Raw genomic sequence first — 12,631 nt, forward strand, 5'->3', positions numbered from 1 at the left:
GTAAGCGCGACGGCGTTGCCCTATGCGGCGAGGCTTGACGGCTGCTTGAAGCGCCAGGGCATCAGGTCTTCGATACGGCTTTGCGGGTGGCCATCGAGGATTGAGCAGAGCGTGGCGGCGATGTAGTTGACCGGGTTCACCTCGGCCATCTTGCAGGTGGCGACGAGGGAGGCGAGCATGGCCCAGTTCTCGGCGCCGACCTCATTGCCGGCAAAGAGCGCGTTCTTGCGGGTCAGCGCGATCGGGCGGATCTGGTTCTCGACCGGGTTGGTGTCCAGTTCGAGGGTGCCGTCTTCGAGGAAGCGGATCAGGCCGGGCCAATGTGCGAGCGTATAGCGGATATCCTCGGCCAGCTGGGATTTCTGCGAGATGCGGGAGAGCTGGGCTTCCAGCCAGGGCTTGAGCGCGGCGATGATCGGGGCGGCGTGTTCATGCCGGGCAGCCAGGCGCACAGCCGCGCCCTTCCCACGGACGGTCTTCTCGACCTGATAGAGCAGCGCGATCTGGCGCAGCATCTCTTCGGCGATGGGTGAGCGGTCGCTGTCGAAGCGCTTCACGAACCGGCGGCGGACATGGGTCCAGCAGTAGACCAGTTGCCACGGGCCATTGTCGCGCGTGACCTCGGTCATCACGTTGTAGGACTGGTAGGCATCGCATTGGAGGAACTGGCCGCGGTATCCGGCGAGGAACTTCAACGGATGCGCCTGGCCCCGGCCGGGGGCATAGTGGAACAGAACGATGGGCGGGCCGGCACCGCCATGGCCGCGATCATCGGCGACGACGGCCCAGAAGTAGCCGCTCTTGGTGGCCTTGCGGCCCGGGTCCAGCACGGGTGCCCGCGTTTCGTCGACGAAGATGCGATCTGCCCCGCGCAGATGGGCGCGCATGTGGTTGATGACGGGCGTCAGGTGGAAACAGGCGCGGCCGACCCAGTTGCCGAGTGTGCCGCGATCCAGATCGATCCCCTGCCGCTTGAAGATCTCGGCCTGACGGTAGAACGGAAGGTGGTCGCCGAACTTCGAGACGATGATCCAGGCGATGAACAGCTCCGTGGGTAACCCGCTGGGGACGACATGCTCGGGCGCATGCGCCTGTGCCACGGCCTGCGAGCAGCGGCGGCAGCCATATTTGGGCCGCCGCGTGACCAGCACCCGGAACTGCGCCGGGATCGACGAGGATCAGCGAACAGTCCGGGGGACTGATCGCCCGAGGAGGGTCGAGCCGCTCCGACACGTCTTCGCCGATCTTCGCCATTTCACCACAGCCACAGGGGCATTGCTTGCTGGCAGGCTCGATCACCCGCTCGACCCGGGGCAGATGCGGCGGCAGATGCCCACGGTTGCGCGCGGGCTTGCGGGGCGTCTCCGCCCCCTTTCCGCGCAGCGCTCTCTCAGCCTTCTCCTGCGCGGCCTCAAGCACGCCCTGGGCCAATTCGGCATCCTCGAGCGGCAGGTTGAACTGGTCGGGCGACAGCTTCTCCGAACGCTTGCCGAACTTTTCGCGCTGCGCCGTGCGTGAGGCATGTCTTCGAGCCGACGATTGGCCTCCTGCACCTCGGCCAGCGCCGCCTCGACCGCGCCAAGTCGGGCTTTCAGCAGGGCGTTTTCGCGTGCAAGATCAGCGGCATCCATGGAACAAAGTGAATCACGAAACACGCCATTTTTCCAGCAAGAATGGGGATTTTGGGGCTCTTTCCGATCATCCTGCTGCCAGTGGACGACGCGCATGCTCCGGCCGGACCAACCGCCAATCCAGTCCCTCGAACAAGGCCGCCAGCTGCGCAGAGGACATCCGCATTACCCCGTCGCGCATCTGCGGCCAGACGAATTTGCCCCCCTCCAGCCGCTTGTGAACCAGCACCATCCCGGTCTGATCCCAGACCAGCAGCTTGATCCGGTCCGCGCGCTTCGCACGGAACACGAAGACCGCCCCGCAGAACGGGTCCAAGCCGAACATCTCCTGCACCGCCAGCGCCAGGCCATCGATGCCCTTGCGGAAGTCGACCGGCCGGGTCGCAACAAAGGCCTTCACCGGCCCGCCCTGACCGAACATCACGATGTCGCGGCCCGTGCCGCCCGGATCGCCCGCGTCAGGTGTCCCTCCTCGGCGCCAGCACCCGCGCGGATGACAACATCGCCCACGACGATCTCCAGGTCGAACACGCCACCCGCAGGCGCGGCATCAGACGTGGAATTCTCGACGACCAGTTCGGCGAACATAGGCAGCGCCGCCACGCTCTCGGGCACCACAAAGTTGCCTTTGCGTATCTGCTTGCGCCAATCGTAGATCTGCCAGCGGGTCGTGCCATGCTTGCGCGCAACATCGGCCACCTTCACCCCCGGCATCATACTCTCGGCTGCGATCCGCGCCCGATCCGCCTTGGTGCGCTGCCGACGGCCGCTCGGACCCTCGATCACCTCAAGCCGCGAAACCCAACCACCCCTTGAGCCGTCCAAATGGACGCCCACTTTGCCGTCTCTCTCCAAATCCAAATCCTCCGCCGCACATGTGCGCGAAGAATGCCCGCATCAGATCAGCAATGGCAGGAGGTGGTCGACGTCGCGCTTACCAAGGACAGCAGGTCGGGCCAACAAGGCGGCGGCCTCGGACACCATCGGGCCGAAATCGCCCAGGTTCGAGTGGCGTCGGCGCGGGTTGCAGAAGCGCGCGATGCAGTCGCACGGGTCGGCGCGGGCGTCGGCGCGGCGGCAGCCCACAGCCTGAACCCTGCGTGGCATCAAGTCTTGATGCGGCAAGGCCTCTGCCCGTGCTGGCGGTGGCCGCTCGGGGCTGGTAAGCGCTGGGGCCGGAGCGGCGTGGGGCCGCGGCTGAGGGGTGTGCCGTCTTGACCTTTCTGTTGGTGCTCGCCGGTCTCTGGGCCGGCCTTCAGAATGCGCTCGCCGGTGGGGGGTCGTTCATCACGCTGCCCGCGCTGATCTTCGCCGGGATGTCGCCGCTGGCCGCCAACATCACCTCGACGGTCGCGCTCTTTCCGGGCCAGATCACCTCGGGCTGGGCCGGGCGGCGGCTGACGAGCGGGGCCGGTCGCCTGCCGTTCAGGGCGCTCTTCGCGATCAGCATCGTCGGCGGCGCGCTGGGCGGGGTGTTGCTGCTGGAAACGCCCTCCTCGGTCTTCGCGCGGCTCGTGCCCTGGCTGGTGCTGTTCGCCACCGGCGTTTTCGCCTGGGGCAGCTTTCTGCGCCGCCCGACCGAGGGCGTGGCGCGGCTCGGGCCGGTGCAGACCGGCATCGCGCAATTCGGCATCGCGATCTACGGCGGCTACTTTGGCGGCGGGATCGGCATCCTGATGCTGGCGGCCCTGACGATGGCGGGGCTTCCGACCCGCAACGCCGGCGCGACGAAGAATGTCCTTGCGGGCGTGATGAATGCCTCGGCGGTGGTGCTGTTCGTGACCTCGCCGCAGGTGCATTGGCCGCAGGCGGTCGCGCTCGGGCTGGGGGCGATCCTCGGCGGCCTTGGTGGCGCCTGGGCGCTGCGCCGCGTGAACGAGCGCCTGCTCAGGATCGCGATCATCTGCATCGGCGTCGCGCTGACGATCGGTCTGTTCACCCGGCCGATTTGACCGCGCGGGGGCCTCAGCCCTTCTTCTTCGCCGCGACCGCCGCTTTCATCCGGGCCAGCAGTTCGGCCTTGGTTTCGCGCGCGCCAAAGGGGTTCTTTGCCGACCCCTTGGCATTGTGTTCCCGGTGCTTGGGCGCGTTCTTGGCCGGGATCGCCCCGCCGGATTTGCTGTAGTCCATCGCTCTGCCCTCACGGTTGGCGCTGCTTCAGGCTCTCTTGCCTGAAATGGCGCGGCGCTACAAGGCGGCGCCCGGACAGTAGGCAAAGCGGCGGAACGTCGCCTCGGCCGCCATGCCGGAGGTGTCGAAGGCGACCATGCCGACGAAGGCGCCGGTAAAGCTGCCATGCTCGCCCCGCCCGCCCTCGTCCGAGATCACCGCGGCGTCGAGCATCGGGCCAATCGGCTGCCAGTCGCCGCCCTGCCGCCAGGAGAACTGCTGGCGCGCATGATCGACGGCAACGCGAAGGTCAACCGGCCCCTCGCCAACCGGCACGGGTGGCGTGGGAAAGCTCAGCGCGGCATCCGGCCAGTCGCCGGGACAGGACAGGATCGTCAGCGCGCGCCCGATCCCCGGTTCATCCGTCAGCACCAGGGCGTGGACCTTGTGCCGGTTGTAATAGGTCGTCAGCCCTGCCGCCTGCTGGTAGCTGGCCGGTGTGAACGTCAGTTCGGTTTCCGCCTCGTAGCTGAAATCCTCCTGTCGCCGGGCCACGAGCGCCTGCTCGAACCAACTGCCAAGGCTCTCGCGCCCGGTCAGCACCAGCCCCTCGGGCGTCAGGTGGAAGATGCGGGCGGGGTAGGGGCTGCGCAGCCACTGGAACTCGGGCGGCAGCGGACCTTCGCCGAACGCGCGTTCAACCGCCCCGCGCGGGGTCGCCGTGGCATCCAGCGGCACCTCCATGCGCGGCACCAGTCCGCCGCCTTCCAGATAAAGCCAGCCGTCGCGCCAGACCACCCGCTCCAGCCCGGTCTCACGCCCCATCGGGCTGAACCGGCCGGGCAGCGGGCGGCTCATCAGGAAGGTGTGCCAGCCGGTGCCGTCCGGCGCCTCGACATACTGGCCGTGGCCGCTGCGCTGGATCGAGTGATCGGGCGCCGCGGCGCAGGTCATCAGGTGGCGGTCGGGGTGGGTTTCATAAGGCCCCCACAGGCTGCGCGACCGCGCCATCGTCACCGCGTGGTCATAGCCGGTGCCGCCCTCGGCGGTGGTCAGGTAATACCAGCCGTTGCGCTTGAAGAGATGCGGCGCCTCGGTCAGCCCGCGCGGGGTGCCGTCGTAGATGTCGGCGACCGGGCCGAACAGCCCGCGTTCGGGTGACCATTCCTGCAACAGGATGCCGTCGAACGAGGCGTGTTTGGGGTTGCCCCCGGTGCCGCGCCCGCGATGGTTCCAGCGCATGTTGACGAAGTATTTGCGCCCGTCGTCATCGTGGAACAGCGACGGATCGAAGCCGGACGAGTTCACATAGGTCGGATCGGACCAGTCGCCGTCGATCGTGGCGCTGGTGACGATGTAGTTGTGGCTGTCCTTGAACGCGCCATCCAGCCGTTTGACATCGGTGTAGACCAGCCAGAACTTGCCGTCGGCGTGGCTGAGACAGGGCGCCCAGATCCCGCAACTGTCGGGGTTGCCGCGCATGTCCAGTTGTGCGGCGCGATTCAGCGGGCGGGCCACCAGCGTCCAGTTCACCAGATCGGTGGAATGGTGGATCTGGACGCCGGGATACCATTCGAAGGTCGAGGTCGCGATGTAGTAATCCGGCCCCACCCGGCAGATCGAGGGGTCGGCGTTGAAGCCGGGCAGGATCGGATTGCGGATCATCGGGTCACTTCAGCAGGGCCTGCGCCGCGGCGGGCGGCAGCGCGTCGGGACGGGCGCAGGTGGTGGTCAGCGAGATCATCTGCCCGGTCTCGCCCGAGCGCAGGATCGCCGTCATCACATCGACCGCGTGCAAGGCGAGTTCCAGCGCGCAGCGGTGCGGCCGACCTTCGTTGATCGCCGCCGCCATTTCCGCCAGCCCGGCGGTGCGGTAGTTGGCTTTCATCACGCCGTGGTTATCCTGATTGGGGATGCCGAACGGATGTTCAGGTTGCACCAGATCCTCGATCACGCCGTCTCGCCCGGCAATCTCGACCTTGCCGGAAAACCAGTTCGGATCGGGTACGAACAGCGTGCCCTCGGTGCCGTAAAGCTCCATGTTGCCGTGCCGGTGCGCCCAGACATCCCACGAGGTCGACAGCGTGATGGTGGCGCCGTTGGCAAACTCCAGCAGCGCGTGGATGTTGGTCGGCGTCTTCACCGGGATCACCTCGCCCTTGCGCGGTTCCGAAGATATCGTGCGCGTGGCCGAGGCCATCGAGGTCAGCGCCGCCACCCGCGCCACCGGGCCGATCAACTGGATCAGGTTGGTGACGTAATAGGGCCCGAGGTCGAGCATCGGCCCGCCGCCCGGCAGAAAGAAGAAATCCGGGTTCGGGTGCCAGTGCTCCATGCCGTGGCTCATCACATGGGCGGTGCCGGCGACCACGGCGCCGATCCGCCCCGCGTCGATCGCCGCCCGCGCCGCCTGATGCGCGCCGCCCAGGAAGGTGTCGGGCGCCGCGCCGACGCGCAGCCCCTTGGCCGCCGCCAGCGCGCGCAGTTCCTCGCCCTCGGCCAGGCTCAGCACCATCGGCTTTTCCGAATAGGCATGTTTGCCCGCTTGCAGGATGGATTTCGTCACCGCGAAATGGGCATCCGGCACGGTCAGGTTCACCACCATGTCGATGTCTGTCGCGGCCAGCAGCCCCGCCACAGTTTCCGCCCTCACACCGAACTCCGCCGCCCGCGCAGCGGCAGCGGCGGGGTTCACATCCGCCACCGCGCGAATCTCCAGCCCCTTGAACAGGGGCGCAAGCCGCAGATAGGCAGACGAGATATTGCCGCAGCCAATGATTCCAACGCCTTGCATGGCAACCTCCCTTACAGCTTGCGCGCCGCCGCGAGGGCGCGGCTGGCGAAACGGTGATGATCGCTCGGCTTGTCATGCTCCATCACGAAATAGGTGCAGCCCGCCTTGCGCAGCGCGGGCAGGATCGTGGCCCAGTCGACGGTGCCGTGACCGAGGTCGGCCCAGCCATCCTCATCCAGACACTCACCCTTGGGCGCGATGTCCTTCAGGTGGGCGGCCAGCAGACGCGGGCCGTATTTCGCGATGGTGGCCATCGGATCGGCCCCGGCGCGCACCGCCCAGGCGACGTCGAATTCCAACTGGATCGACGGATCGGCAGCCAGGATCAGGTCGATCGGCAGCGCGCCGCCGGTGGTCGGTTTCAATTCGAAATCATGGTTGTGATAGCCGAACCGCAGCCCCGCATCGGTGAACCGCTTGCCGACCGCAGCCAGCCCCTTGGCATAGGCGGTCCAGCCCGCCACATCACTCGGGCGCTGATCGGGCAGGATATAGGGCACGATCACCGCCTTGATGCCGAGGGTTTTCGCGATCTCCAGCACGCGGGCGCGTTCATCCCGGCACATGTCGAACGAGAAATGCCCAGTCGGCATCGTCAGGCCGGTGTCCTTCAGCCCCTTTTCCAGCACACCAAGGGACGTGGCATCGGCGTAAAGCGCGCCGTAGCCCTCGACCTGAGCATAGCCCAGATCGGCGAGCATCTTGAGCGTCGCCTCAAGCGGCGGAAACATGCGGGAGCTGTAAAGCTGATAGGAAAAATCGGTCATGGTCGGGCCTTTCAGGTGCCGTAGGTGGCGGAATGAAGATCGCGGATCGTGAAGCGCGGCGCGCGGCCGGGCGTCGCGGGGGTGAAACGCAAAGTGGCCGGGTGGCCGGGGAACAGATGCACGGCATTGCCCGAGATGCGGCCGGACCGGTCGGCCTCCACCGCGACGAACAGGCCGAGGGCCTGCGCGGTCAGGGTGATGTCCCAGCCCCCGTCCGTTTCGGTGACGGTGTGGGCGATCCCGGCGGGCAGCAGGTCGTAGGCCTTGTAGGGCTTCGGCGCGAAGACGTCGCCGCCGAGGCGGGTGCCTTGAGCATCAGACCAGACGAAGGTCAGCATCTCGCCCGCCGCCAGCGTGTCGGCCGGGATGTGCAGCGCCATCGCGGCGGCGTCCGGCGAAACGGGGAGGGTCGCACGGTTCAGCGGCCGGGTCTCGCCCGACATGGCCACGGCGCTCGCCTCCACCGTCAGCAGCAGCACCGCGCCGGTGTCGTTGATCGCCCGCAACGCGATTCCCTCTGCCACCGGCACCGCCGAGACCGAGACGGGGGCAAAGAACGCCTTCGCCATGTGGTGCATGAGCTTCCAGCCGCCGCCGTGATCGAGGCTGGACCACGAACAGACCGGCCAGGTATCGTTCAGTTGCCAGTAGAGCGTGCCCATGCAATGCGGCTTCAGGCTGCGCCAGTGGCTGACGGCGGTCTTGATCGCCAGCCCCTGCTGAACCTGGCTGAGATAGACGAAATTCGCGAAATCCACCGGAAAGCGGAAATACCGGAACATCGTCTCGGCGATCCGCGCATTGCCGCCCGCGTTCTTCTGGTGGCTTTCCATCACCGGGGCGGCGATGTTGAAATCGGCCGGGTCGGCGAAGCAGCGGATCACGTCCATCGAGGGGTAGGACTGGAACCCGAACTCGGAACAGAACCGCGGCGAGACGTCGCGGTAATGGTCGAAATCGCGCCCCTCGTGCCAGACCGACCAGAAGTGCATGTCGCCCGAACGGTCGTCGTGCCAGGCGTCGCCAAAGCTCATCAGGCCGGGCGACGGGCTGGACGGCCACCAGATCGCGCCGGGCGCGGTGTCTTTCAGCGCCGTCTCGATGGTGCGGTTCAGCCGGTCATAGGCGACCAGGTAGCGGTCGCGGTTCTTGCGGCTTTCCTCGAACCAGGTCAGCGCGCCCAGCAATTCGTTGTCGCCGCACCAGAGCGCGAGGCAGGCGTGGTGATTGAGCCGGGCGACCTGCCCGCGCACCTCGGCCGCCACGTCGGTCAGGAAATCCTCGGTGGCGGGGTAAAGGTGGCAGGCGAACATGAAATCCTGCCAGACCATCAGGCCCAGCTCGTCGCACAGGTCATAAAACCAGTCCGCCTCATAGCGCCCGCCGCCCCAGACGCGGATCATGTTCATGTTCGCGTCCACCGCCGAGCGCAGCAGGTCGCGGGTGGCTTCGGGCGTGATGGCCGACCCCAAAGCATCCGCCGGAATCCAGTTCGCGCCCTTCATGAACACATCGCGCCCGTTGACGCGAAAGGCAAAGCGGGCGCCGGTGGTGTCGGGGTCGGTGACCAGCGCCACCGCGCGCAGGCCAATGCGGCGGCTGACCGTCACAGCGCCCAAAGTGGCGGTGAGGCCGTGCAAGCTCTGCGCCCCCTGCCCCGCCGGCCACCAGAGGTCCGGGCTTTCCAGATGCAGCACGGCCTCGGCCCGGCCCGCCGTCACCGGCGCCGAGGCACTGACCCCGGCGAGGGTGAACTGCACGGTCTCGCCCTCGGCCCCCTCGACATGCGCCGCGACGCGGACCAGCACGCGCGGGCCGGAATGGTCCTGATCGACGATCAGGGACGCAATGCGCGGCCCCTCGGGCTCCAGCCCGATCGTGCCGTAAAGCCCGAACGGCGCCAGCGCGATGTTCCAGTCCCAGCCGAAATCGCATTGCGGCTTGCGCAGCATGTTGCCGTTCGGGATCGGGCAGTTGGCGGTGTTGTAGGGCACCGGATAGGGCTGCGCCGCCTGCCGCGCCGCGCCTTCGTGCACCGGTGAGCGAAAGCGGATCGCGATCTCGTTTTCCCCCAGCCGCAGCGCGGCCGAGGCGTCGGCGCGGTGGTCGCGGAACATGCTGGCGGCGTGCAGCACCGCGATGCCGTTGATCGTGATCTCGGCCACCGTGTCGAGCATGGTGGCGACCAGCGTCAGGTCGGTGCGGTCCACGTCAAAGGTGCGGGTCAGCAGCCAGTCACGTTCGCTGATCCAGCGCAGGTCGTATTCGGTGCGGCCCCAGTAGGGATCGGGGATCAGCCCCGCCGCGTGCAGCGCGGTGATGCTGTCGCCGGGCAGCGTCATCGGGGCGGAAAAGGCCCCGGTTTCATCGGCAAGATGCCAAAGGCCGCACAGGTCGGTCATTTGGGTCACAGCCTCTTTTCCGTCGCCTTGTCGAACAGCGAGGCGCGCGCGGGGTCGAAGCCGATCAGCAGCCGGTCACCGGACCTGATCCGCGCCTGCCCATCCATGCGAAAGCGCACCGGGATGCCCGCGATGGTCGCCCAGGCCAGCGTGTCCGACCCCATCGGCTCGACGATCTCGATCTCGGCCTCGGTCGAGAACGGCAGCCCGCGCGCCGCCTCGCCTGACAGGATATGTTCCGGGCGGATGCCATACCAGGCCGGGCCGGCGCCGCGGGCACCCTGAAACGCATAATTGGTCAGCGGCAGCACCGTGCCGCCGGTGGCGAAGCCGTCGCCCGCCAGCGTGCCCTCGAAAAAGTTGATCTCGGGGCTGCCGATGAAGCCCGCGACGTATTTGTTCTGCGGCCGGTTGTAGATCTCGGTCGGGCTGTCAAGCTGCTGGATGATGCCGCCCTTCATGATCGCGATGCGGTCGGCCAGCGTCATCGCCTCGATCTGGTCGTGCGTCACATAGATCATCGTGTTCTTCAGGCGGTGATGCAGGCGCTTGATTTCCACCCGCAGGTCGGCGCGCAGCTTGGCGTCGAGGTTCGACAACGGCTCGTCGAACAGGAACACATCGACATCACGCACCAGCGCGCGCCCGATCGCGACGCGCTGCCGCTGACCGCCCGACAGCGCGCCCGGCTTGCGTTTCAGAAGCGGGCCGATCTGCAACACCTCGGCGGCACGGGCGACGCGCTTGGCGATTTCATCCTTCGGCATCCGGGCGTTGCGCAGCCCGAACGACAGGTTCCCCTCGACCGTCATCTGCGGGTAAAGAGCGTAGGACTGGAACACCATGCCGATGCCGCGCTCCGACGGCTCGGCCCAGGTCACGTTGCGCCCGGCGATGTGAATCTCGCCGTCCGACACGTCCAGGAGCCCCGCGATGCAGTTCAGCAGCGTGGACTTGCCGCAACCCGAGGCGCCCAGCAGCACCAGAAACTCACCCTGCGGGATGTCGATGTTGAGGTTGTCCAGCACCGTGACGGCGCCGAACCTCAGGGTCAGTTCCTTGACGAGGACAGAGGACATGGTTCAGCCTTTCACCGCTCCGGCGGCGATGCCGCGCACGAAGAGCTTGCCGGAGAAGAAGTAGACGAGCAGCGGCACAAGGCCGGTAATCAGGGTTGCCGCCATGTTGACGTTGTATTCCTTCACGCCCTGCACCGAATTCACGATGTTGTTGAGCTGCACCGTCATCGGGTAGAGCGCGGGCTTGGTGTAGATCACGCCGAACAGGAAATCGTTCCAGATGCCGGTGACTTGCAGGATCATCGCGACGACGAAGATCGGCAGGCTCATCGGCACCATGACCCGCAGGAAGATGCCCCAGAACCCTGCCCCATCGACGCGCGCCGCCTTGAACAGCTCTTCCGGCAGCGACGAGAAGTAGTTGCGGAACAGCAGCGTCAGGATCGGCATCCCGAACACCGTGTGCACCAGGATCAGGCCCCAGAGTGTGCCGTAAAGCCCGATGTCGCGCAGGATGATGACAATCGGGTAAAGCAGCACCTGATAGGGGATGAACGCCCCGAACACGAGGATGCCGAAGAACAGTTCCGACCCGCGGAACCGCCACAGCGACAGCGCATAGCCGTTCACCGAGGCGATGGCGATCGACAGCACGACCGAGGGCACCGTGATGCGGACCGAGTTCCAGAACCCGCGCGACAGGCCATCGCAGTTCAGCCCGGTGCAGGCCTCGGCCCAGGCCTTGACCCAGGGCTCGAACGTGATCTGCACGGGGGGCGAGAAGATGTTGCCCAGCCGGATCTCGGGCATCGTTTTCAGCGAGGTCACGATCATCACGTAAAGCGGCAGCGCGTAATAGGCGGCGATCAGGATCAGCGCGCCATACAGCGTGATGTTGCGCGCCGAGAAGGCACGGCGGGGCCGCGCGCCGCGTGGTGTGCGGGCCAGGGCGGTGTCAGCCACGTTTCTTCCCCCCGAATTCAAGATAGGCCCAGGGGATGATGATGATCGCCACCGTCACCAGCATCATCGTCGACGCGGCGAAGCCCTGGCCGAGATTCTGCGCCCGGAACATGAAGTCATAGACGTATTTCGCCGGCACCTCGGACGCGATGCCCGGTCCGCCTCCGGTCTGCGCCACGATCAGATCGTAAAGCTTCACGATGCCGCTGGCGATGATCACCAGCGTGGTGATGAATACCGGGCGCATCATCGGGATGACGATGAACAGGTAGGTCTTCCACATCGGGATGCCGTCGACCCGCGCGGCCTTCCAGATTTCCTCGTCGATCCCGCGCAGGCCAGCCAGCATCAGGCACATGATCAGCCCCGTGCCCTGCCACAGCCCGGCAATCAGCACGCCGTAGATGACGATGTCCTGATTGTAGAGCGGGTCGAACACGAAGCCGGAAAAGCCAAGGCCGCGCACGATGTGCTGAATGCCGTAGTCGGGGTTCAGGATCCACTGCCACACCAGCCCCGTCACGATGAACGACAGCGCGAAGGGATAGAGGAAGATGGTGCGGAACACGTTCTCGAACCGGATCTTCTGATCGAGGAGCGCGGCGAGGAGAAAGCCGATCAGCAGGCTGAACACCAGCGACAGCACGCCGTAGATCGCCAGATTCTTGATCGACACGATCCAGCGCGCCGAGGACCACAGCCGGTCGTACTGCTCCAGCCCGACGAAGTTCAGCCGCGGCAGCAGTTTGGAGTCGGTGAATGAGTAAAGGACGGTCCAGAACGTTCCGCCGACGAAGACGAACACGGCGGTCAGGATCATCGGCACCGACGCGATCTTGGCGCTGACGTTGCGAAACAGCCTGCTGGGACGCTGCGTCTCCGGCATCCGGTCCTCCTCGGGGTCTGGGGGGTGCGGGAAAAGGCGCCGGCCCCGCGCGGGGCCGGC

The 12,631-nt window shown here is 66.6% G+C and carries 11 protein-coding genes and 1 pseudogene; 1 reads left to right on the forward strand and 11 read right to left on the reverse strand.

The genetic code is table 11. The features are described 5' to 3' along the window. Window positions 1-20 precede the first annotated feature (20 nt). The 3 genes and pseudogenes from tnpC to AC11WY_RS06215 all read right to left on the reverse strand — a co-directional run bounded on the left by tnpC (window position 21) and on the right by AC11WY_RS06215 (window position 2,468). A pseudogene (gene tnpC / locus AC11WY_RS06205) lies at window positions 21-1,631 on the reverse strand (IS66 family transposase). Between the two features lie 67 nt (window positions 1,632-1,698). After that, window positions 1,699-2,052: an IS66 family insertion sequence element accessory protein TnpB gene (gene tnpB / locus AC11WY_RS06210; RefSeq protein WP_482923614.1), complete on the reverse strand. Its 354-nt coding sequence runs from the start codon at window positions 2,050-2,052 to the stop codon at window positions 1,699-1,701. Continuing rightward, complete coding sequence (locus tag AC11WY_RS06215; protein ID WP_482923809.1) at window positions 2,052-2,468, reverse strand: transposase; 417 nt, start codon at window positions 2,466-2,468, stop codon at window positions 2,052-2,054. The genes tnpB and AC11WY_RS06215 overlap by 1 nt, the downstream gene beginning before the upstream one ends. A gap of 377 nt (window positions 2,469-2,845) precedes the next feature. Here AC11WY_RS06215 and AC11WY_RS06220 point away from each other — a divergent pair, with 377 nt between their 5' ends. Then, complete coding sequence (locus tag AC11WY_RS06220) at window positions 2,846-3,583, forward strand: sulfite exporter TauE/SafE family protein (RefSeq protein WP_482923616.1); 738 nt, start codon at window positions 2,846-2,848, stop codon at window positions 3,581-3,583. Between the two features lie 13 nt (window positions 3,584-3,596). On the opposite strand, the gene AC11WY_RS06225 is transcribed toward AC11WY_RS06220, so the two are convergent. Genes AC11WY_RS06225 through AC11WY_RS06260 form a run of 8 tightly spaced genes read right to left on the reverse strand, consistent with a single transcriptional unit; the run spans window position 3,597 to window position 12,571 of the window. Next, window positions 3,597-3,761: a hypothetical protein gene (locus AC11WY_RS06225; RefSeq protein ID WP_482923618.1), complete on the reverse strand. Its 165-nt coding sequence runs from the start codon at window positions 3,759-3,761 to the stop codon at window positions 3,597-3,599. 57 nt (window positions 3,762-3,818) lie between these two features. Continuing rightward, window positions 3,819-5,405 carry a glycoside hydrolase family 43 protein gene (locus AC11WY_RS06230; RefSeq protein WP_482923620.1) on the reverse strand — a complete coding sequence of 529 codons (1,587 nt, stop codon included), beginning with the start codon at window positions 5,403-5,405 and terminating at the stop codon, window positions 3,819-3,821. Between the two features lie 4 nt (window positions 5,406-5,409). Beyond that, window positions 5,410-6,534, reverse strand: coding sequence for a Gfo/Idh/MocA family protein (locus AC11WY_RS06235; protein ID WP_482923622.1), 1,125 nt, complete (start codon window positions 6,532-6,534; stop codon window positions 5,410-5,412). 11 nt (window positions 6,535-6,545) lie between these two features. Next, complete coding sequence (locus AC11WY_RS06240; protein WP_482923624.1) at window positions 6,546-7,301, reverse strand: sugar phosphate isomerase/epimerase family protein; 756 nt, start codon at window positions 7,299-7,301, stop codon at window positions 6,546-6,548. 11 nt (window positions 7,302-7,312) lie between these two features. Further along, the gene (locus AC11WY_RS06245) at window positions 7,313-9,703 is read right to left on the reverse strand and encodes a beta-mannosidase (RefSeq protein WP_482923626.1); all 2,391 of its coding nucleotides are present in this window, start codon (window positions 9,701-9,703) and stop codon (window positions 7,313-7,315) included. Window positions 9,704-9,708: 5 nt separating this feature from the next. Next, a complete protein-coding gene (locus AC11WY_RS06250; RefSeq protein ID WP_482923628.1) occupies window positions 9,709-10,782 on the reverse strand; it encodes an ABC transporter ATP-binding protein in 1,074 nt (357 codons plus the stop codon). Window positions 10,783-10,785: 3 nt separating this feature from the next. Next, on the reverse strand, window positions 10,786-11,685 hold the full coding sequence (locus tag AC11WY_RS06255; protein ID WP_482923630.1) for a carbohydrate ABC transporter permease: 900 nt from the start codon (window positions 11,683-11,685) through the stop codon (window positions 10,786-10,788). Further along, the gene (locus AC11WY_RS06260; protein WP_482923632.1) at window positions 11,678-12,571 is read right to left on the reverse strand and encodes a carbohydrate ABC transporter permease; all 894 of its coding nucleotides are present in this window, start codon (window positions 12,569-12,571) and stop codon (window positions 11,678-11,680) included. The genes AC11WY_RS06255 and AC11WY_RS06260 overlap by 8 nt, the downstream gene beginning before the upstream one ends. Window positions 12,572-12,631 lie beyond the last annotated feature (60 nt).

It is taken from the genome of Solirhodobacter sp. (assembly GCF_964715405.1).

Coding starts and splice junctions, on each gene's coding strand:
- tnpB (WP_482923614.1), bottom strand. CDS start 2,052: ATGTTCGGTCAGGGCGGGCCGGTGAAGGCCTTTGTTGCGACCCGGCCG.
- AC11WY_RS06225 (WP_482923618.1), bottom strand. CDS start 3,761: ATGGACTACAGCAAATCCGGCGGGGCGATCCCGGCCAAGAACGCGCCC.
- AC11WY_RS06230 (WP_482923620.1), bottom strand. CDS start 5,405: ATGATCCGCAATCCGATCCTGCCCGGCTTCAACGCCGACCCCTCGATC.
- AC11WY_RS06235 (WP_482923622.1), bottom strand. CDS start 6,534: ATGCAAGGCGTTGGAATCATTGGCTGCGGCAATATCTCGTCTGCCTAT.
- AC11WY_RS06240 (WP_482923624.1), bottom strand. CDS start 7,301: ATGACCGATTTTTCCTATCAGCTTTACAGCTCCCGCATGTTTCCGCCG.
- AC11WY_RS06245 (WP_482923626.1), bottom strand. CDS start 9,703: ATGACCGACCTGTGCGGCCTTTGGCATCTTGCCGATGAAACCGGGGCC.
- AC11WY_RS06250 (WP_482923628.1), bottom strand. CDS start 10,782: ATGTCCTCTGTCCTCGTCAAGGAACTGACCCTGAGGTTCGGCGCCGTC.
- AC11WY_RS06260 (WP_482923632.1), bottom strand. CDS start 12,571: ATGCCGGAGACGCAGCGTCCCAGCAGGCTGTTTCGCAACGTCAGCGCC.